The 20,689-nt window shown below is 66.7% G+C and carries 15 protein-coding genes and 1 tRNA gene; 14 read left to right on the forward strand and 2 right to left on the reverse strand.

The genetic code is table 11. From position 1 onward, the window contains the following. The first annotated feature begins 65 nt into the window (after positions 1 to 65). On the forward strand, positions 66 to 647 hold the full coding sequence (locus OG488_RS22430) for a TetR/AcrR family transcriptional regulator (protein ID WP_329231809.1): 582 nt from the start codon (positions 66 to 68) through the stop codon (positions 645 to 647). On the opposite strand, the gene OG488_RS22435 is transcribed toward OG488_RS22430, so the two are convergent. Both OG488_RS22435 and OG488_RS22440 read right to left on the reverse strand, forming a co-directional pair. Continuing rightward, complete coding sequence (locus OG488_RS22435; RefSeq protein ID WP_329231811.1) at positions 640 to 1,659, reverse strand: adenosine deaminase; 1,020 nt, start codon at positions 1,657 to 1,659, stop codon at positions 640 to 642. The genes OG488_RS22430 and OG488_RS22435 overlap by 8 nt on opposite strands. A 118-nt stretch (positions 1,660 to 1,777) precedes the next feature. Next, a complete protein-coding gene (locus tag OG488_RS22440) occupies positions 1,778 to 3,004 on the reverse strand; it encodes a pyridoxal phosphate-dependent aminotransferase (RefSeq protein ID WP_329231813.1) in 1,227 nt (408 codons plus the stop codon). Between the two features lie 213 nt (positions 3,005 to 3,217). Between OG488_RS22440 and OG488_RS22445 the strand changes: the two genes are divergently transcribed. The 13 genes from OG488_RS22445 (at position 3,218) to tuf (ending at position 20,487) form a co-directional block, all read left to right on the forward strand. Further along, positions 3,218 to 3,290 (forward strand) — tRNA-Trp (locus OG488_RS22445). A gap of 106 nt (positions 3,291 to 3,396) precedes the next feature. After that, on the forward strand, positions 3,397 to 3,684 hold the full coding sequence (gene secE / locus OG488_RS22450) for a preprotein translocase subunit SecE (protein WP_329231815.1): 288 nt from the start codon (positions 3,397 to 3,399) through the stop codon (positions 3,682 to 3,684). Positions 3,685 to 3,758: 74 nt separating this feature from the next. Beyond that, positions 3,759 to 4,670 (forward strand): transcription termination/antitermination protein NusG, encoded by a 912-nt coding sequence (gene nusG, locus OG488_RS22455; protein ID WP_329231817.1) that lies wholly within the window; start codon positions 3,759 to 3,761, stop codon positions 4,668 to 4,670. A gap of 179 nt (positions 4,671 to 4,849) precedes the next feature. Then, on the forward strand, positions 4,850 to 5,284 hold the full coding sequence (gene rplK / locus OG488_RS22460; RefSeq protein WP_010058817.1) for a 50S ribosomal protein L11: 435 nt from the start codon (positions 4,850 to 4,852) through the stop codon (positions 5,282 to 5,284). Positions 5,285 to 5,366: 82 nt separating this feature from the next. Then, entirely contained in the window at positions 5,367 to 6,089 is a 723-nt protein-coding gene (gene rplA / locus OG488_RS22465) for a 50S ribosomal protein L1 (protein WP_329231819.1), read from the forward strand. Between the two features lie 383 nt (positions 6,090 to 6,472). After that, complete coding sequence (rplJ, locus tag OG488_RS22470; protein ID WP_329231821.1) at positions 6,473 to 7,036, forward strand: 50S ribosomal protein L10; 564 nt, start codon at positions 6,473 to 6,475, stop codon at positions 7,034 to 7,036. 86 nt (positions 7,037 to 7,122) lie between these two features. After that, complete coding sequence (gene rplL / locus OG488_RS22475; RefSeq protein ID WP_329231823.1) at positions 7,123 to 7,506, forward strand: 50S ribosomal protein L7/L12; 384 nt, start codon at positions 7,123 to 7,125, stop codon at positions 7,504 to 7,506. Positions 7,507 to 8,106: 600 nt separating this feature from the next. Beyond that, complete coding sequence (gene rpoB / locus OG488_RS22480) at positions 8,107 to 11,592, forward strand: DNA-directed RNA polymerase subunit beta (protein ID WP_329231824.1); 3,486 nt, start codon at positions 8,107 to 8,109, stop codon at positions 11,590 to 11,592. A 129-nt stretch (positions 11,593 to 11,721) separates the two neighbouring features. Then, complete coding sequence (locus OG488_RS22485) at positions 11,722 to 15,621, forward strand: DNA-directed RNA polymerase subunit beta' (protein ID WP_329231826.1); 3,900 nt, start codon at positions 11,722 to 11,724, stop codon at positions 15,619 to 15,621. A 501-nt stretch (positions 15,622 to 16,122) separates the two neighbouring features. Then, positions 16,123 to 16,494, forward strand: coding sequence for a 30S ribosomal protein S12 (gene rpsL, locus OG488_RS22490; protein WP_003948652.1), 372 nt, complete (start codon positions 16,123 to 16,125; stop codon positions 16,492 to 16,494). A 2-nt stretch (positions 16,495 to 16,496) separates the two neighbouring features. After that, a complete protein-coding gene (gene rpsG / locus OG488_RS22495; RefSeq protein WP_018101248.1) occupies positions 16,497 to 16,967 on the forward strand; it encodes a 30S ribosomal protein S7 in 471 nt (156 codons plus the stop codon). A gap of 38 nt (positions 16,968 to 17,005) precedes the next feature. Continuing rightward, positions 17,006 to 19,135: an elongation factor G gene (gene fusA, locus OG488_RS22500; protein WP_329231828.1), complete on the forward strand. Its 2,130-nt coding sequence runs from the start codon at positions 17,006 to 17,008 to the stop codon at positions 19,133 to 19,135. 158 nt (positions 19,136 to 19,293) lie between these two features. Continuing rightward, on the forward strand, positions 19,294 to 20,487 hold the full coding sequence (tuf, locus tag OG488_RS22505; RefSeq protein ID WP_329231830.1) for an elongation factor Tu: 1,194 nt from the start codon (positions 19,294 to 19,296) through the stop codon (positions 20,485 to 20,487). Positions 20,488 to 20,689 lie beyond the last annotated feature (202 nt).

A 20,689-nucleotide genomic window follows, 5' to 3' on the forward strand; every position in this document is an offset into this window, starting at 1 on the left:
GAGTATTCACTCACCTTTAGGGTGAGTGGACGCTCACCCCTTCGTCAAGCCCTTCGGGAGTCCTCATGGAGCAGAAGCCGGCCCGCATCCGGATCGTCGACGCGGCCCACGAGCTCATGCTCCGCATCGGCCTCGCGCGGACGACGACGAAGGAGATCGCCAAGGCCGCCGGCTGTTCCGAGGCGGCGCTGTACAAGTACTTCGGGAGCAAGGAGGAGCTCTTCGTGACCGTCCTCGGCGAACGCATGCCGAGGCTGGGCCCGCTCCTGAGCGATCTGGAGGCGGGCCGGGGCGACCTGGAGCAGAACCTCACCGAGATCGCCCGACAGGCGGCGCTCTTCTACGAGCAGACCTTCCCGGTGCTCGCCTCCCTCTACGCCGAGCCCCGGCTCAAGCAGCGCCACGAAGCGGCCATGCGGGAGATGGGCACCGGCCCCCACAAGCCGATCCAGGGGCTCGACGCCTATCTGCGCGCCGAACAGCAGGCGGGCCGCGTCGGCCCCGGCGCGGACACCTACGCCGCGGCCTCGCTGCTGCTGGGCGCCTGCGCCCAGCGCGCCTTCGCCTACGAGATGGGCGCCGCCCCGCAGACGCTGGACGACTTCGCCGCGTCCCTCGCGCGCACCCTGCTGAGCGGCATCAGCTAGCCGGGGCCAGCCACGCGTCGATCCCGTCCAGCAGTCTCTCCCGCACCTCGACGGGCGCCACCGATCCCCGCACGGACTGCCGTGCCAGCTCGGCCAGTTCCTCGTCGGTGAAGGCGTGGTGGCGGCGTACGAGGTCGTACTGCGCGGCCAGCCGGGAACCGAAGAGCAGCGGGTCGTCCGCACCGAGCGCCATCGGCACCCCGGCGTCGAACAGAGTGCGCAGGGGTACGTCCGCGGGCTTCTCGTAGACGCCGAGCGCCACGTTGGACGCCGGGCAGACCTCGCAGGTCACCCCGCGCTCCGCGAGCCGGCGCAGGAGCCTCGGGTCCTCGGCCGCCCGTACGCCGTGGCCGATCCGGCCCGCGTCGAGGTCGTCCAGGCAGTCCCGGACGCTGGAGGGGCCCGAGAGCTCCCCGCCGTGCGGCGCGGCGAGCAGACCGCCCTCACGGGCGATCGCGAAGGCGCGGTCGAAGTCGCGGGCCATGCCGCGCCGTTCGTCGTTGGAGAGCCCGAAGCCGATGACCCCCCGGTCCGCGTAGCGCACGGCCAGCCGGGCCAGCGTGCGGGCGTCCAGCGGATGCTTCATGCGGTTCGCGGCGATCACCACCCGGATCCCGAGCCCGGTCTCCCTCGCCGCGCTGTCCACGGCGTCCAGGATGATCTCGATGGCCGGGATGAGCCCGCCGAGCAGCGGGGCGTACGAGGTGGGGTCGACCTGGATCTCCAGCCACCCGGAACCGTCCGCGACGTCCTCCATCGCGGTCTCGCGCACCAGCCGCTGGATGTCCTCGGGGGAGCGCAGGCAGGACCGGGCGATGTCGTAGAGGCGCTGGAAGCGGAACCAGCCGCGCTCGTCGGTCGCCCGCAGCTGGGGCGGCTCACCGCTGGTCAGCGCCTCGGGCAGGCGGACCCCGTACTTGTCCGCCAGTTCGAGCAGGGTCGTCGGCCGCATCGACCCGGTGAAGTGCAGGTGCAGGTGGGCCTTGGGCAACAGCCGTACGTCACGCTCCATTGAAGGATCTTGCCGCACACCGGGGCCCCCGCGAAACCCGGATCCCCTTCCGAGTTACCCATCGAACAGAAAAGTGGCCCCCGGCCGGAGCCGGGGGCCACCTGGATCCGGTACGCGATCAGTCGCGCGCCTCACCCAGCAGCTTCTGGAGCCGCGAGACGCCCTCGGCGAGGTCGTCGTCGCCCAGCGCGTAGGAAAGCCGCAGGTAGCCCGGCGTACCGAAGGCCTCGCCCGGCACCACGGCGACCTCGGCCTCGTCCAGGATGAGGGCCGCGAGCTCGACGGAGTCCGCCGGGCGCTTGCCGCGGATCTCCTTGCCGAGCAGACCCTTCACCGACGGGTACGCGTAGAACGCGCCCTCGGGCTCGGGGCAGAACACGCCCTCGATCTCGTTGAGCATGCGCACGATCGTCTTGCGCCGCCGGTCGAAGGCGGTCCGCATCTCGGCGACCGCGTCCAGCGATCCCGAGACCGCGGCCAGCGCGGCCACCTGCGCGACGTTGCTGACGTTGGACGTGGCGTGCGACTGCAGGTTGGTCGCGGCCTTCACGATGTCCTTGGGGCCGATGATCCAGCCGACCCGCCAGCCGGTCATGGCGTACGTCTTGGCGACACCGTTGACCACGATGCACCTGTCGCGCAGCTCGGGCACGACCGCGGGGAGCGAGGCGGCCGCCGCGCCACCGTAGACGAGGTGCTCGTAGATCTCGTCGGTCATGACCCACAGGCCGTGCTCCACGGCCCAGCGGCCGATCGCCTCGGTGTCGGCCTCGCTGTAGACGGCGCCCGTCGGGTTCGACGGCGACACGAACAGGACGACCTTCGTGCGCTCGGTGCGCGCCGCCTCGAGCTGCTCGACCGAGACGCGGTAGCCGGTGGTCTCGTCGGCCACGACCTCCACCGGGACACCGCCGGCGAGACGGATCGACTCGGGGTAGGTCGTCCAGTACGGGGCGGGGACGATGACCTCGTCGCCCGGGTCGAGGATCGCGGCGAAGGCCTCGTAGATGGCCTGCTTGCCACCGTTGGTCACCAGGACCTGGGAGGGGTCGATCTCGTAGCCGGAGTCGCGCAGCGTCTTCGCCACGATGGCGGCCTTGAGCTCGGGGAGCCCGCCCGCAGGGGTGTAGCGGTGGTACTTCGGGTTGCGGCACGCCTCGACGGCGGCGTCCACGATGTAACCGGGTGTCGGGAAGTCGGGCTCGCCGGCGCCGAAGCCGATCACCGGACGCCCGGCGGCCTTCAGGGCCTTGGCCTTGGCGTCGACGGCGAGGGTGGCGGACTCGGAGATCGCACCGACGCGGGCCGAAACCCGGCGCTCGGTCGGAGAAGTTGCAGCGCTCATGCCCCCATGCTCCCAGACCGGAAATGCCTGCGGCACAGGGGTTTCAGGGACCGGACAGGAGTCGGACAGCATCCGGACAGGACCGGTCGGTAGTTGTCTGTTCGACGCGGCGCCCCGGAACACGTACACTCACCTGTCGTTGGCCTTCATCAGCCGCACCGTTTTCCCTCCCGGTCCGCCGGGGAAGATGCGGTAGGTTGGTGGAAACCACAAAGGGTCGTAGCTCAATTGGTAGAGCACTGGTCTCCAAAACCAGCGGTTGGGGGTTCAAGTCCCTCCGGCCCTGCTACACACTCCTTCGCCAGGATGTGTGCGCATGTACGTACTTCAATGCACCGCCGTGCGGCTCCACCGGGCGCGGCACGGCCACGACCCGGAATCAGGTGAGTAGCGTGACGGACGCCGTGGGCTCCATCGACATGCCTGATGCCGAGGACGAAGCCCCCGAGTCGAAGAAGAAGACCCGGAAGGGCGGAAAGCGCGGAAAGAAGGGCCCTCTGGGCCGTCTCGCGCTGTTCTACCGCCAGATCGTCGCCGAGCTCCGCAAGGTCGTATGGCCTACGCGCAGCCAGCTGTCCACGTACACGGCCGTAGTGATCGCGTTCGTGGTCGTCATGATCGGTCTCGTCACCGTGATTGACTTCGGATTTGCGCGGGTCATCAAGTACGTCTTCGGCTGATCCCCGCGGAGGGCGCCTCACAGGCGCCCCTTTCGCATGTTCCACCCATTTGTATCCAGGAAGAAGCAGCCATCGTGTCTGACCCGAACCTGAACGACGACGCCGAGCCCACGGCGAGCGCCGTCGAGTCCGCCGAGGACGAGCTCGACATCGTCGAGGCGGCGGATGCCGTGGCCCCGGACCAGGTCGAAGCTGCTGACGCCGCCGCGGGCGAGCCCGCCGAGCAGGACGCCGTACACGCCGAGTCCGACGAGGACGAGGCCGAGGACGAAGAGGTGGCCGAGGACGACGAGTCCGACGCCACGGACGAGTCCGCCGAGGACGAAGGGGACGACGAGTCCGCCGAGGAGACCGAGCCGGCCGCCCCCGTCGACGCCGTCACCGCGCTCCGCGAGGAGCTGCGCGGGCTTCCCGGCGAGTGGTACGTCATCCACACGTACGCCGGTTACGAGAAGCGCGTGAAGGCCAACCTGGAGCAGCGCGCCGTCTCGCTCAACGTCGAGGACTTCATCTACCAGGCCGAGGTGCCCGAGGAAGAGATCGTCCAGATCAAGAACGGTGAGCGGAAGAACGTCCGTCAGAACAAGCTCCCGGGATACGTTCTGGTGCGCATGGACCTGACGAACGAGTCCTGGGGTGTTGTCCGCAACACGCCCGGTGTCACCGGCTTCGTGGGCAACGCCTACGACCCGTACCCGCTGACCCTGGACGAGATCGTCAAGATGCTCGCCCCCGAGGCCGAGGAGAAGGCGGCCCGCGAGGCAGCCGAGGCCGAGGGCAAGCCGGCTCCGGCCCGCAAGGTCGAGGTCCAGGTCCTGGACTTCGAGGTGGGCGACTCGGTCACCGTCACCGACGGCCCGTTCGCGACCCTGCAGGCGACGATCAACGAGATCAACGCCGACTCGAAGAAGGTCAAGGGCCTCGTCGAGATCTTCGGTCGCGAGACCCCGGTCGAGCTCAGCTTCGACCAGATCCAGAAGAACTGACGGTCTTTCCGCCGCCTTCCGGAACACATGCCTACCCAGCAGGTCAGACAGGCTTCGCAGCCGGTCTGACCTGCTCGGTTTTTGGTCGCGCAGCTATACCCGTTATCGTTGTGCGGTATGCCTCCATCCGGATGACCGGAATGGCGGCGAAACACTCTCACTAGGACCCGGAGAGAGCAATGCCTCCCAAGAAGAAGAAGGTCACGGGGCTTATCAAGCTCCAGATCAACGCCGGTGCGGCCAACCCGGCGCCGCCGGTCGGTCCCGCACTGGGCCAGCACGGCGTCAACATCATGGAGTTCTGCAAGGCCTACAACGCCGCGACCGAGTCGCAGCGTGGCATGGTCGTGCCGGTGGAGATCACGGTCTACGAGGACCGCTCCTTCACCTTCATCACCAAGACTCCGCCGGCCGCCAAGCTGATCCTCAAGGCCGCTGGTGTGGACAAGGGCTCCGGCGAGCCGCACAAGACCAAGGTCGCCAAGCTCACGGCCGCCCAGGTCCGCGAGATCGCCACGACCAAGCTCCCCGACCTGAACGCCAACGACCTCGACGCCGCGTCGAAGATCATCGCTGGCACCGCCCGTTCCATGGGCATCACGGTCGAAGGCTGAGTCAGCCCCGTAGCCCCACAGTGGTAGGACCAAGCGCTGGTCCGCACCACGACTCCACACTCTGAAATCATCAGGAGTAGATGTGAAGCGCAGCAAGAACCTCCGCGCTGCGGACGCGAAGATCGACCGGGAGCGTACGTACGCCCCGCTCGAGGCCGTCCGTCTCGCCAAGGACACCGCCGCCACCAAGTTCGACGGCACCGTCGAGGTCGCGTTCTGCCTGGGTGTCGACCCTCGCAAGGCCGACCAGATGGTCCGTGGCACCGTGAACCTCCCGCACGGCACCGGCAAGACCGCCCGGGTCCTGGTCTTCGCGACCGGTGACCGTGCTGCGGCCGCGGAAGCCGCGGGCGCCGACATCGTCGGCGCCGACGAGCTCATCGACGAGGTGGCGAAGGGCCGTCTGGACTTCGACGCCGTCGTCGCCACGCCGGACCTCATGGGCAAGGTCGGCCGCCTGGGCCGCGTGCTCGGTCCGCGTGGTCTGATGCCGAACCCGAAGACCGGCACCGTCACCCCCGATGTCGTGAAGGCTGTCAACGACATCAAGGGCGGAAAGATCGAGTTCCGCGTCGACAAGCACTCGAACCTGCACTTCATCATCGGAAAGACCTCTTTCGATGACACGAAGCTGGTCGAGAACTACGGCGCGGCCCTGGAGGAGATCCTCCGTCTGAAGCCGTCCGCCGCGAAGGGTCGCTTCATCAAGAAGGCGACCATGAGCACGACGATGGGCCCCGGCATCCCGCTGGACTCCAACCGCGTGCGCAACCTCCTCGTCGAGGAGGACCCGGCCGCCGTCTGAGCCCCCGCGCTCACCCGGTAGCCGCGTCACGGCACGGTACGGGCCCCGCAGCCTCCGAGAGGCTGCGGGGCCCGTCCTCGTGTACGGAGCACCCCGAGAGGCGCTCAAACCTCTCGCAGCGGTCGAACCGGGACGGATTTGCTCCGGACGGCCCCGGTCGCGTACGCTCACGAAGAAGCCAAAGACCGCTGGTCGTTGCCGCGTCCTCCTCGGGGGAAACGGTGACCGAAGGATCCGTCAAGAACGGGCGACCTGCGCAGGTGACTGTGGAAAGCTCCCGGATCTGATTCGGTCGAGCTACGCCCTGGCGCCTGCGCCGGGGCGTTTCGTCTTTTCCGGCCCCTTCTGAGCGGTCCTCATCACCCGGAAGGAGGCCGACGCTCATGGCAAGGCCCGACAAGGCTGCCGCGGTAGCCGAGCTGACGGACCAGTTCCGCAGCTCGAACGCCGCCGTGCTGACCGAGTACCGGGGTCTCACCGTGGCGCAGCTCAAGACGCTGCGTCGTTCGCTCGGTGAGAACGCCCAGTACGCCGTGGTGAAGAACACGCTGACCAAGATTGCGGCCAACGAGGCCGGGATCGACACGCTGGACGACCTGTTCGCAGGTCCGACGGCGGTTGCCTTCATCACCGGTGACCCGGTGGAGTCGGCGAAGGGTCTTCGTGACTTCGCCAAGGACAACCCCAACCTCATCATCAAGGGCGGTGTCCTTGACGGTAAGGCGCTGTCCGCCGATGAGATCAAGAAGCTCGCGGACCTCGAGTCCCGCGAGGTTCTGCTCGCCAAGCTGGCCGGCGCCATGAAGGGCAAGCAGACTCAGGCTGCGCAGCTCTTCCAGGCTCTGCCGTCGAAGTTCGTCCGCACCGCGGAAGCGCTTCGCGCCAAGAAGGCCGAGCAGGGCGGTGCCGGTACGCCGGCTCCCGCCGACGCCGAGGTGGCGGAGTAACTCTCCGCTCCACCGGCGCGCAGCGGGCCCGTACGCCCGCCTACATATACATCCGGCACCTGCCGAATTAGTGGAAGGACGCCATCATGGCGAAGCTCAGCCAGGAAGACCTGCTCGCCCAGTTCGAGGAGCTCACCCTCATCGAGCTCTCCGAGTTCGTCAAGGCCTTCGAGGAGAAGTTCGACGTCACCGCCGCCGCGGCCGTCGCCGTTGCCGGCCCCGCGGGCGCCGGCCCGGCCGCTGAGGCCGAGGCCGAGCAGGACGAGTTCGACGTCATCCTCACGGGTGCCGGCGAGAAGAAGATCCAGGTCATCAAGGTCGTGCGTGAGCTGACCTCGCTGGGTCTCAAGGAGGCCAAGGACCTCGTGGACGGCGCCCCGAAGCCCGTCCTCGAGAAGGTCGCCAAGGAGGCCGCCGAGAAGGCTGCCGAGTCCCTCAAGGGCGCCGGCGCCTCCGTCGAGGTCAAGTGACCCTGCGAGTCCTCTGACTCCTCAGGACCGTCCCTGCCGCGAGGCGGGGATGTCACATCGCAAAGGGCGATCACCCATCCGGGTGGTCGCCCTTTGGCGTACCCCGGGAGGCTGCCTTGATCTTCCGGCGGCGACGAGTAGGGTGATCTTCGCCGTGCGTCTCCCAGGGGGCGTCAACGGGCGTCCTGGGGGCCCAGGTGAAGATCGCCGGGAATCGGTCCCGGCCTCGGGGCCTTGACGAACCGCACGCGGCGCGCAATTCTCAGGACGCGTCGTCATCTCGATCCGCATCCGAGGCATGGATCGAGAGCGAAGAGGGCAGTAAAGAAGAGCGCACACCGCGCGAGGGCTATTCATAGGTGTTGAGAACAGCTGTTGAGAGCAACGTGGGTCTCTGAGAACCCCGACTGGACATCAGTGTGCCGCTTGGCTACACTGACCCTTTGCGCTGCCTGTTAGCTGCCTCCTGCCCGTCACCAGGGGCATGCCCACGCCTAGCACCGATGACCGGACCTTCCCTGACCTTGGGATTTCTGTCTCTGTGTGCGGCTTGGGGCCGGTACGCGCGTAGTGAGTCCGAGCCCTCGGAAGGACCCCCTCTTGGCCGCCTCGCGCAACGCCTCGACCTCGAATACGAACAACGGTGCCAGCACCGCCCCGCTGCGCATCTCTTTTGCAAAGATCAAGGAGCCCCTCGAGGTTCCGAACCTCCTCGCGCTGCAGACCGAGAGCTTTGACTGGCTCCTCGGCAACGCCGCCTGGAAGGCTCGCGTCGAGGCTGCTCTGGACAGCGGACAAGACGTCCCCACCAAGTCCGGCCTGGAGGAGATCTTCGAGGAGATCTCGCCGATCGAGGACTTCTCCGGGTCGATGTCGCTCACCTTCCGCGACCACCGCTTCGAGCCCCCGAAGAACTCGATCGACGAGTGCAAGGAGCGCGACTTCACGTTCGCCGCGCCGCTCTTCGTCACGGCCGAGTTCACCAACAACGAGACCGGCGAGATCAAGTCCCAGACGGTCTTCATGGGCGACTTCCCGCTCATGACCAACAAGGGCACCTTCGTCATCAACGGCACCGAGCGTGTCGTCGTGTCGCAGCTCGTGCGTTCGCCGGGTGTCTACTTCGACTCCTCCATCGACAAGACGTCCGACAAGGACATCTTCTCCGCCAAGATCATCCCGTCCCGGGGTGCCTGGCTGGAGATGGAGATCGACAAGCGCGACATGGTCGGTGTCCGCATCGACCGCAAGCGCAAGCAGTCCGTCACCGTCCTCCTGAAGGCTCTCGGCTGGACCACCGAGCAGATCCTCGAGGAGTTCGGCGAGTACGAGTCGATGCGCGCCACCCTGGAGAAGGACCACACCCAGGGCCAGGACGACGCGCTGCTCGACATCTACCGCAAGCTGCGCCCGGGCGAGCCGCCCACGCGCGAGGCCGCTCAGACGCTGCTCGAGAACCTCTACTTCAACCCGAAGCGCTACGACCTCGCGAAGGTCGGCCGCTACAAGGTGAACAAGAAGCTCGGCGCCGACGAGCCGCTCGACGCCGGTGTCCTCACCAGCGACGACATCATCGCCACCATCAAGTACCTGGTGAAGCTGCACGCCGGCGAGACCGAGACGGTCGGCGAGTCCGGCCGCTCGATCATGGTCGAGACCGACGACATCGACCACTTCGGCAACCGCCGTATCCGCAACGTCGGTGAGCTGATCCAGAACCAGGTCCGTACGGGTCTCGCCCGTATGGAGCGTGTCGTGCGTGAGCGCATGACCACCCAGGACGTCGAGGCGATCACGCCGCAGACCCTGATCAACATCCGGCCGGTCGTCGCCTCCATCAAGGAGTTCTTCGGCACCAGCCAGCTGTCCCAGTTCATGGACCAGAACAACCCGCTGTCGGGCCTGACGCACAAGCGTCGTCTCAACGCCCTCGGCCCGGGTGGTCTGTCCCGTGAGCGGGCCGGCTTCGAGGTCCGTGACGTCCACCCGTCGCACTACGGCCGTATGTGCCCGATCGAGACGCCCGAAGGCCCGAACATCGGTCTGATCGGCTCGCTCGCCTCCTACGGACGCATCAACCCGTTCGGTTTCATCGAGACGCCGTACCGCAAGGTCGTCGAGGGTGTCGTCACCGACGACGTCGACTACCTGACGGCCGACGAAGAGGACCGCTTCGTGATCGCCCAGGCGAACGCGACGCTCTCCGAGGACATGCGCTTCACCGAGGCCCGCGTCCTGGTCCGCCGTCGTGGCGGGGAGATCGACTACATCCCCGGTGACGACGTCGACTACATGGACGTCTCGCCGCGCCAGATGGTGTCGGTCGCGACCGCGATGATCCCGTTCCTCGAGCACGACGACGCCAACCGTGCCCTCATGGGCGCGAACATGATGCGTCAGGCCGTCCCGCTCATCAAGAGCGAGGCGCCGCTGGTCGGCACCGGCATGGAGTACCGCTGTGCCACCGACGCCGGTGACGTGCTCAAGGCCGAGAAGGCGGGTGTGGTCCAGGAGGTCTCCGCGGACTACATCACCGTGACGAACGACGACGGCACGTACACCACGTACCGCATCGCCAAGTTCTCGCGCTCCAACCAGGGCACCTCGGTCAACCAGAAGGTCGTCGTCTCCGAGGGCGACCGCGTGATCGAGAGCCAGGTGCTCGCCGACGGGCCCGCCACCGAGAACGGTGAGATGGCGCTCGGCAAGAACCTGCTCGTGGCGTTCATGCCGTGGGAGGGTCACAACTACGAGGACGCGATCATCCTGTCGCAGCGCCTCGTGCAGGACGACGTCCTCTCCTCGATCCACATCGAGGAGCACGAGGTCGACGCCCGTGACACCAAGCTCGGCCCGGAGGAGATCACCCGGGACATCCCGAACGTCTCCGAGGAGGTCCTCGCCGACCTCGACGAGCGCGGCATCATCCGTATCGGTGCCGAGGTCGTCGCCGGCGACATCCTCGTCGGCAAGGTCACGCCCAAGGGTGAGACCGAGCTGACCCCGGAGGAGCGCCTGCTCCGTGCGATCTTCGGTGAGAAGGCGCGCGAGGTGCGCGACACCTCGCTGAAGGTCCCGCACGGCGAGATCGGCAAGGTCATCGGCGTCCGCGTCTTCGACCGCGAAGAGGGCGACGAGCTGCCGCCGGGCGTGAACCAGCTGGTCCGCGTCTACGTCGCGCAGAAGCGCAAGATCACCGATGGTGACAAGCTCGCCGGCCGTCACGGCAACAAGGGCGTCATCTCGAAGATCCTCCCGATCGAGGACATGCCGTTCCTGGAGGACGGCACCCCGGTCGACATCATCCTCAACCCGCTGGGTGTCCCGTCCCGAATGAACCCGGGACAGGTCCTGGAGATCCACCTCGGCTGGCTCGCCAGCCGCGGCTGGGACGTCTCCGGCCTCGGTGACGAGTGGGCCCAGCGCCTGCAGGCCATCGGTGCCGACCAGGTCGCCCCCGGCACGAACGTCGCCACCCCCGTCTTCGACGGTGCGCGCGAGGACGAGATCACCGGCCTCTTCCAGGCCACGATCCCGAACCGCGACGGCGACCGGCTGGTCCAGCCCTCGGGCAAGGCCAACCTGTTCGACGGCCGCTCCGGCGAGCCGTTCCCGGACCCGGTCTCGATCGGGTACATGTACATCCTCAAGCTGCACCACCTGGTCGACGACAAGCTCCACGCCCGTTCGACCGGCCCGTACTCCATGATCACGCAGCAGCCGCTGGGTGGTAAGGCGCAGTTCGGTGGTCAGCGATTCGGTGAGATGGAGGTGTGGGCCCTTGAGGCTTACGGCGCCGCATACGCCCTCCAGGAACTCCTGACGATCAAGTCCGACGACGTCACCGGCCGCGTGAAGGTCTACGAGGCGATCGTCAAGGGCGAGAACATCCCCGAGCCGGGCATTCCCGAGTCCTTCAAGGTGCTCATCAAGGAAATGCAGTCGCTCTGCCTCAACGTGGAGGTGCTGTCCTCGGACGGCATGTCCATCGAGATGCGCGACACGGACGAGGACGTCTTCCGCGCGGCGGAGGAGCTCGGTATCGACCTGTCCCGGCGCGAGCCGAGCAGCGTCGAAGAGGTCTGACGGGTTGCCCGGCCGGATCCCCGTGATCCGGCCGGCCCTCCCCGGACCCGTTCAGACCATTGCTGAAGTGCCCCGATTTCTCGCGTGAAGCGAGGGGGCTCGAACCCCCGAAAGAGGGATTGACGACAAGTGCTCGACGTCAACTTCTTCGACGAGCTGCGGATCGGCCTTGCCACCGCGGACGACATCCGGACCTGGTCCCACGGCGAAGTGAAGAAGCCGGAGACCATCAACTACCGCACGCTCAAGCCCGAGAAGGACGGACTCTTCTGCGAGAAGATCTTCGGTCCGACCCGGGACTGGGAGTGCTACTGCGGCAAGTACAAGCGTGTCCGCTTCAAGGGCATCATCTGTGAGCGATGTGGCGTCGAGGTCACGCGCGCCAAGGTGCGTCGTGAGCGCATGGGCCACATCGAGCTTGCCGCTCCCGTCACCCACATCTGGTACTTCAAGGGCGTCCCGTCGCGCCTCGGCTACCTGCTGGACCTCGCGCCGAAGGACCTCGAGAAGGTCATCTACTTCGCCGCGTACATGATCACGTTCGTCGACGAGGAGCGCCGCACGCGTGACCTCCCGTCGCTGGAGGCGCACGTCTCCGTCGAGCGTCAGCAGGTCGAGAACCGCCGCGACTCGGACCTCGAGAACCGCGCCAAGAAGCTCGAGACCGACCTGGCCGAGCTCGAGGCCGAAGGTGCCAAGGCCGACGTGCGCCGCAAGGTGCGCGAAGGTGCCGAGCGTGAGATGAAGCAGCTGCGCGACCGTGCGCAGCGCGAGATCGACCGTCTCGACGAGGTGTGGAGCCGCTTCAAGAACCTCAAGGTCCAGGACCTCGAGGGCGACGAGCTGCTCTACCGCGAGCTGCGTGACCGCTTCGGCACGTACTTCGACGGCTGCATGGGCGCCGCCGCGCTGCAGAAGCGCCTGGAGTCCTTCGACCTCGACGAGGAGGCCGAGCGCCTCCGCGAGATCATCCGCACCGGCAAGGGCCAGAAGAAGACCCGTGCGCTCAAGCGCCTCAAGGTCGTCTCCGCGTTCCTGCAGACCAGCAACAAGCCCAAGGGCATGGTGCTCGACTGCGTGCCGGTCATCCCGCCGGACCTGCGTCCGATGGTGCAGCTGGACGGTGGCCGCTTCGCGACCTCCGACCTGAACGACCTGTACCGCCGCGTGATCAACCGCAACAACCGCCTCAAGCGTCTCCTCGACCTCGGTGCCCCCGAGATCATCGTGAACAACGAGAAGCGGATGCTGCAGGAGGCCGTCGACGCGCTGTTCGACAACGGCCGCCGCGGTCGCCCGGTCACCGGTCCCGGTAACCGCCCCCTGAAGTCCCTCAGCGACATGCTGAAGGGCAAGCAGGGCCGTTTCCGTCAGAACCTCCTCGGCAAGCGCGTGGACTACTCCGCGCGTTCCGTGATCGTCGTCGGTCCGCAGCTCAAGCTGCACCAGTGCGGTCTGCCGAAGGCGATGGCGCTGGAGCTCTTCAAGCCGTTCGTGATGAAGCGCCTGGTGGACCTGAACCACGCGCAGAACATCAAGTCGGCCAAGCGCATGGTCGAGCGTGGCCGCACCGTCGTGTACGACGTCCTCGAAGAGGTCATCGCCGAGCACCCGGTGCTGCTGAACCGTGCGCCCACCCTGCACCGCCTCGGCATCCAGGCCTTCGAGCCGCAGCTGGTCGAGGGCAAGGCCATCCAGATCCACCCGCTCGTCTGCACCGCGTTCAACGCGGACTTCGACGGTGACCAGATGGCCGTGCACCTGCCGCTCTCCGCGGAGGCGCAGGCCGAGGCCCGCATCCTGATGCTGTCCTCGAACAACATCCTGAAGCCGGCCGACGGTCGTCCCGTCACCATGCCGACCCAGGACATGGTGCTGGGCCTCTTCTTCCTCACCACGGACGAAGAGGGCCGCAACGTCAAGGGCACGGACCGTTCCTTCGGCTCCACGGCCGAGGCGACCATGGCCTTCGACGCCCGCGAGCTCTCGCTCCAGGCGAAGGTCGACATCCGCTTCCCGGTGGGCACCATCCCGCCGCGTGGCTGGGTGCCGCCGGTCGCCGAGGAGGGCGAGCCCGAGTACCAGCCGGGTGACACCTTCCGGCTGCGTACGAGCCTGGGCCGCGCGCTCTTCAACGAGCTGCTGCCCGAGGACTACCCGTTCGTCGACTACTCGGTGGGCAAGAAGCAGCTCTCCGAGATCGTCAACGACCTGGCCGAGCGCTACCCCAAGGTCATCGTGGCGGCGACGCTCGACAACCTGAAGGCGGCCGGTTTCCACTGGGCGACCCGCTCCGGTGTGACCGTGGCCATCTCCGACGTCGTCGTGCCCGAGGCCAAGAAGGCCATCGTCAGGGGCTACGAGGAGCAGGACGAGAAGGTCCAGAAGCAGTACGAGCGCGGTCTCATCACCAAGGACGAGCGCACGCAGGAGCTCATCGCGATCTGGACCAAGGCGACCAACGAGGTTGCCGAGGCGATGAACGCGAACTTCCCGAAGACGAACCCCATCTTCATGATGGTCGACTCGGGTGCCCGAGGAAACATGATGCAGATGCGTCAGATCGCGGGTATGCGTGGTCTGGTGTCGAACGCCAAGAACGAGACGATTCCCCGTCCCATCAAGGCGTCCTTCCGTGAGGGCCTCACCGTTCTGGAGTACTTCATCTCCACGCACGGTGCCCGTAAGGGTCTGGCGGACACCGCCCTGCGTACCGCCGACTCGGGTTACCTGACCCGTCGTCTGGTGGACGTCTCGCAGGACGTCATCATCCGCGAGGAGGACTGCGGCACCGACCGCGGCCTCAAGCTGAAGATCGCCGTCAAGGGCGCCGACGGTGTCCTGCGCAAGACGGACGACGTCGAGACCTCGGTCTACGCCCGCATGCTCGCCGAGGACGTCGTCGTCGACGGCAAGGTCATCGCGCCTGCCAACGTCGACCTCGGTGACGTCCTGATCGACGCCCTCGTGGGCGCCGGCGTCGAGGAGGTCAAGACCCGCTCGGTCCTGACCTGTGAGTCCGCGGTCGGCACCTGTGCCTTCTGCTACGGACGCTCGCTCGCCACCGGCAAGCTGGTCGACATCGGTGAGGCGGTCGGCATCATCGCGGCCCAGTCCATCGGTGAGCCCGGTACCCAGCTGACGATGCGTACCTTCCACACCGGTGGTGTGGCGGGTGACGACATCACGCAGGGTCTGCCCCGTGTCGTCGAGCTCTTCGAGGCGCGTACCCCCAAGGGTGTCGCCCCGATCTCGGAGGCCAAGGGCCGGGTCCGCATCGAGGAGACCGAGAAGACCAAGAAGCTCGTCGTCACCCCGGACGACGGCAGCGAGGAGACGGCGTTCCCGATCTCCAAGCGTGCCCGTCTCCTGGTCGGCGAGGGCGACCCGGTCGAGGTGGGCCAGAAGCTCACCGTCGGTGCCACCAACCCGCACGACGTGCTGCGGATCCTCGGTCAGCGCGCGGTCCAGGTCCACCTGGTCGGCGAGGTCCAGAAGGTCTACAACTCGCAGGGCGTGTCGATCCACGACAAGCACATCGAGATCATCATCCGGCAGATGCTGCGCCGTGTGACGATCATCGAGTCCGGCGACGCGGAGCTGCTGCCGGGCGAGCTCGTCGAGCGGTCGAAGTTCGAGACCGAGAACCGTCGTGTGGTCACCGAGGGCGGTCACCCCGCCTCCGGCCGTCCGCAGCTGATGGGTATCACCAAGGCCTCGCTCGCCACCGAGTCGTGGCTGTCGGCGGCGTCCTTCCAGGAGACGACCAGGGTCCTGACCGACGCGGCGATCAACGCCAAGTCGGACTCCCTGATCGGCCTCAAGGAGAACGTCATCATCGGTAAGCTCATCCCGGCCGGTACGGGTCTGTCCCGCTACCGCAACATCCGGGTCGAGCCGACCGAGGAGGCCAAGGCCGCGATGTACTCGGCCGTCGGCTACGACGACATCGACTACTCGCCGTTCGGCACGGGCTCCGGCCAGGCCGTTCCGCTGGAGGACTACGACTACGGTCCGTACAACCAGTAAGCGAGTCGCTTGATTCGACCGCAGGGCGGTCACCTCGTACGTCACGGGGTGACCGCCCTGCGGCGTTCCCGCCCGGGGTGTCCGTGATGCCGGTCACCCCGGGTGACCGGCATCCGGCAGGCGCTCCGTGGGCGGCCGGGCGTGCCGGCGACTGCGGGGGAGTCGTTTATGCTGGTCGGAGGTGCTGTGCCGGCCGTGCGGACGCTCCTGGGGCGTGCCGTGGTGCTCCGTCGTGGCACGTGCCGGGCCGCGGGGGCCGGGGGTGGACGGCATTTGTTTTGACCCAGCTCCGTGAGGTAGGTACGCTCAAGCCTTGTGCCTGGGGTGTGCCTGGGCTCGGGTGCGTGTCCTCAACCGCATGGCGAGTCCGTAAGTGGCCACCGCAATCTGCGTCTCCTCTGCCTCATCGCAGGGGCGTGCAGTATTCGACACACCCGACCGCGTGGGTCGGCGAGTGTTCCAGGTTAGTTTCACGAACGGCACACAGAAACCGGAGAAGTAGTGCCTACGATCCAGCAGCTGGTCCGGAAGGGCCGGCAGGACAAGGTCGAGAAGAACAAGACGCCCGCGCTCGAGGGTTCGCCCCAGCGTCGTGGTGTCTGCACGCGTGTGTTCACGACCACCCCGAAGAAGCCGAACTCGGCGCTCCGTAAGGTCGCGCGTGTGCGTCTGACCTCCGGCATCGAGGTCACGGCCTACATCCCGGGTGAGGGGCACAACCTGCAGGAGCACTCCATCGTGCTCGTGCGTGGTGGCCGTGTGAAGGACCTGCCGGGTGTTCGTTACAAGATCATCCGCGGTTCGCTCGACACCCAGGGTGTCAAGAACCGCAAGCAGGCCCGCAGCCGCTACGGCGCCAAGAAGGAGAAGTAAGAATGCCTCGTAAGGGCCCCGCCCCGAAGCGCCCGGTCATCATCGACCCGGTCTACAGCTCTCCTCTTGTCACCTCGCTGATCAACAAGATCCTGCTGGACGGCAAGCGTTCCACCGCCGAGCGGATCGTGTACGGCGCCATGGAGGGTCTTCGCGAGAAGACCGGCGCCGACCCGGTCATCACGCTGAAGCGCGCGCTTGAGAACGTCAAGCCCTCGCTCGAGGTCAAGTCCCGCCGTGTCGGTGGCGCCACCTACCAGGTGCCGATCGAGGTCAAGCCCGGTCGCGCCGCCACCCTCGCGCTCCGCTGGGTCGTGGGTTACTCCCGCGCCCGTCGCGAGAAGACCATGACCGAGCGCCTCATGAACGAGCTGCTCGACGCCTCCAACGGTCTTGGCGCTGCCGTCAAGAAGCGCGAGGACACCCACAAGATGGCCGAGTCCAACAAGGCCTTCGCGCACTACCGCTGGTAGTCGCTCACCCCATCGAGACCGAGAGAAGATTGAGCCTTATGGCCACCACTTCGCTTGACCTGGCCAAGGTCCGCAACATCGGGATCATGGCCCACATCGACGCGGGCAAGACGACCACCACTGAGCGGATCCTCTTCTACACCGGCGTTTCGTACAAGATCGGTGAAGTCCACGACGGCGCAGCCACGATGGACTGGATGGAGCAGGAGCAGGAGCGCGGCATCACGATCACGTCCGCCGCGACGACCTGTCACTGGCCGCTCAACGATGTTGACCACACCATCAACATCATCGACACCCCGGGTCACGTCGACTTCACCGTCGAGGTGGAGCGTTCGCTCCGCGTCCTCGACGGTGCCGTCACCGTGTTCGACGGTGTGGCCGGCGTCGAGCCGCAGTCCGAGACCGTCTGGCGTCAGGCGGACCGCTACGGCGTGCCGCGTATCTGCTTCGTCAACAAGCTCGACCGCACCGGTGCCGAGTTCCACCGCTGTGTCGACATGATCGTCGACCGCCTCGGTGCGGTTCCGCTGGTCATGCAGCTCCCCATCGGTGCCGAAGCCGACTTCAAGGGCGTCGTCGACCTCGTGTCGATGAAGGCCTTCGTGTGGTCGGACGAGGCCGCCAAGGGCGAGATGTACGACACCGTCGAGATCCCGGACACCCACAAGGAGGCCGCCGAGGAATGGCGCGGCAAGCTCCTTGAGGCCGTCTCGGAGAACGACGACGCGATGATGGAGCTGTACCTCGAGGGCGTCGAGCCCACCGAGGAGCAGCTGCACGAGGCGATCCGTCGGATCACCCTCGCGTCGAAGGGTTCGGCCGACTCCGTCACCGTGACCCCGGTGTTCTGTGGCACCGCGTTCAAGAACAAGGGCGTCCAGCCCCTGCTCGACGCGGTCGTCCGCTACCTGCCTTCCCCCCTGGACGTCGAGGCCATCGAAGGCCACGACGTCAAGGACCCGGAGCTGGTCGTCAAGCGCAGGCCTTCGGACGACGAGCCGTTCTCCGGCCTCGCGTTCAAGATCGCGAGCGACCCGCACCTCGGCAAGCTCACCTTCGTCCGGATCTACTCCGGTCGCCTCGAGGCCGGCACCGCGGTGCTGAACTCGGTCAAGGGCAAGAAGGAGCGCATCGGCAAGATCTACCGCATGCACGCGAACAAGCGTGAGGAGATCGCGTCGGTGGGCGCCGGTGACATCGTCGCCGTCATGGGCCTGAAGCAGACCACCACGGGTGAGACGCTGTCCGACGACAAGAACCCGGTGATCCTGGAGTCCATGGACTTCCCGGCGCCGGTCATTCAGGTCGCCATCGAGCCCAAGTCCAAGGGTGACCAGGAGAAGCTGGGTGTTGCCATCCAGCGTCTCTCGGAGGAGGACCCCTCCTTCCAGGTGCACTCCGACGAGGAGACCGGCCAGACCATCATCGGTGGTATGGGCGAGCTTCACCTCGAGGTGCTGGTCGACCGCATGAAGCGCGAGTTCCGCGTCGAGGCGAACGTCGGCAAGCCCCAGGTCGCGTACCGCGAGACGATCCGCAAGACCGTCGAGCGCATCGACTACACGCACAAGAAGCAGACTGGTGGTACCGGCCAGTTCGCGAAGGTGCAGATCGCCCTCGAGCCCATCGAGGGTGGCGACGCCTCCTACGAGTTCGTCAACAAGGTCACCGGTGGCCGCATCCCCCGTGAGTACATTCCCTCGGTGGACGCGGGTGCTCAGGAGGCCATGCAGTTCGGCATCCTGGCCGGTTACGAGATGGTCGGCGTCCGCGTCACCCTTCTCGACGGTGGTTACCACGAGGTCGACTCCTCGGAGCTCGCCTTCAAGATCGCCGGTTCGCAGGCGTTCAAGGAGGGTGCCCGCAAGGCGTCCCCCGTGCTCCTCGAGCCGATGATGGCCGTCGAGGTCACCACGCCCGAGGACTACATGGGCGATGTCATCGGCGACCTCAACTCCCGCCGTGGCCAGATCCAGGCCATGGAGGAGCGCAGCGGCGCTCGCGTCGTGAAGGGCCTCGTGCCCCTCTCGGAGATGTTCGGCTACGTCGGAGACCTCCGCAGCAAGACCTCGGGTCGCGCAAGCTACTCGATGCAGTTCGACTCCTACGCCGAGGTTCCGCGGAACGTCGCCGAGGAGATCATCGCGAAGGCCAAGGGCGAGTAACTCTTCCGAGCTCACGCTTTAGGCTTGTCACCGGAGCCCGGTAGGGCATTCGTCGCAGCGCGCAAGCAGCGCGGCGAATGCCCCCGGCACCGGCATTCCAGCAAAGATCACCTGGCGCCGATGAAGCAAGGCGTACAGAACCACTCAGGAGGACCCCAGTGGCGAAGGCAAAGTTCGAGCGGACTAAGCCGCACGTCAACATCGGCACCATCGGTCACATCGACCACGGTAAGACGACCCTCACGGCCGCCATTACCAAGGTGCTGCACGACGCGTACCCGGACCTGAACGAGGCCTCGGCCTTCGACCAGATCGACAAGGCTCCCGAAGAGCGCCAGCGTGGTATCACGATCTCGATCGCTCACGTTGAGTACCAGACCGAGTCGCGTCACTACGCCCACGTCGACTGCCCCGGTCACGCGGACTACATCAAGAACATGATCACGGGTGCGGCGCAGATGGACGGCGCCATCCTCGTGGTCGCGGCCACCGACGGCCCGATGCCGCAGACCAAGGAGCACGTGCTCCTGGCCCGCCAGGTCGGCGTTCCGTACATTGTCGTCGCCCTGAACAAGGCCGACATGGTGGACGACGAGGAGATCCTGGAGCTCGTCGAGCTCGAGGTCCGTGAGCTCCTCTCCGAGTACGAGTTCCCGGGCGACGACCTTCCGGTCGTCAAGGTCTCGGCGCTCAAGGCCCTCGAGGGCGACGCCGAGTGGGGCAAGACCGTTCTCGACCTGATGAAGGCCGTCGACGAGTCCATCCCGCAGCCCGAGCGTGACGTCGAGAAGCCGTTCCTCATGCCGATCGAGGACGTCTTCACGATCACCGGTCGCGGTACGGTCGTCACCGGCCGTATCGAGCGTGGTGTCCTCAAGGTCAACGAGACCGTTGACATCGTGGGCATCAAGCAGGAGAAGACCACCACCACGGTCACCGGCATCGAGATGTTCCGGAAGCTGCTCGACGAGGGCCAGGCCGGTGAGAACGTCGGTCTGCTGCTTCGTGGCATCAAGCGCGAGGACGTCGAGCGCGGCCAGGTCATCATCAAGCCGGGTTCGGTCACGCCGCACACCGAGTTCCAGGCCCAGGCCTACATCCTGTCGAAGGACGAGGGTGGCCGTCACACCCCCTTCTTCAACAACTACCGCCCCCAGTTCTACTTCCGTACCACGGACGTGACGGGCGTGGTGACCCTTCCCGAGGGCACCGAGATGGTCATGCCGGGTGACAACACCCTCATGGACGTCGCGCTGATCCAGCCGGTCGCCATGGAAGAGGGCCTGAAGTTCGCCATCCGTGAGGGTGGCCGGACCGTGGGCGCCGGCCAGGTCACCAAGATCGTCAAGTAATTACCTGACTGTCTGACCTGGTTGCTCCACACAGAGCACCGAGAGGGGCCCCGTCCCACCGCGAGAGCGGTGGGACGGGGCCCCTCTTCCGTGTCCATACGTGTGGGGTGCCCGCGCACATGTCGTGCCGACGGCGGTCGAGCTGTGGCACTCGGTGTCGTGGAGGTGGTCCGGCCGCACGATCGCCGTGCCGGCCGCGCTG

Origin of the sequence: Streptomyces sp. NBC_01460, from assembly GCF_036227405.1 — a bacterium.
Taxonomy (GTDB): domain Bacteria; phylum Actinomycetota; class Actinomycetes; order Streptomycetales; family Streptomycetaceae; genus Streptomyces.

Excerpts from the sequence above, each read along its gene's own strand:
- rpsG (WP_018101248.1), top strand. The coding sequence starts at position 16,497 with ATGCCTCGTAAGGGCCCCGCCCCGAAGCGCCCGGTCATCATCGACCCG.
- OG488_RS22430 (WP_329231809.1), top strand. The coding sequence starts at position 66 with ATGGAGCAGAAGCCGGCCCGCATCCGGATCGTCGACGCGGCCCACGAG.
- OG488_RS22440 (WP_329231813.1), bottom strand. The coding sequence starts at position 3,004 with ATGAGCGCTGCAACTTCTCCGACCGAGCGCCGGGTTTCGGCCCGCGTC.
- fusA (WP_329231828.1), top strand. The coding sequence starts at position 17,006 with ATGGCCACCACTTCGCTTGACCTGGCCAAGGTCCGCAACATCGGGATC.
- rplL (WP_329231823.1), top strand. The coding sequence starts at position 7,123 with ATGGCGAAGCTCAGCCAGGAAGACCTGCTCGCCCAGTTCGAGGAGCTC.
- rplJ (WP_329231821.1), top strand. The coding sequence starts at position 6,473 with ATGGCAAGGCCCGACAAGGCTGCCGCGGTAGCCGAGCTGACGGACCAG.
- OG488_RS22435 (WP_329231811.1), bottom strand. The coding sequence starts at position 1,659 with ATGGAGCGTGACGTACGGCTGTTGCCCAAGGCCCACCTGCACCTGCAC.
- rplK (WP_010058817.1), top strand. The coding sequence starts at position 4,850 with ATGCCTCCCAAGAAGAAGAAGGTCACGGGGCTTATCAAGCTCCAGATC.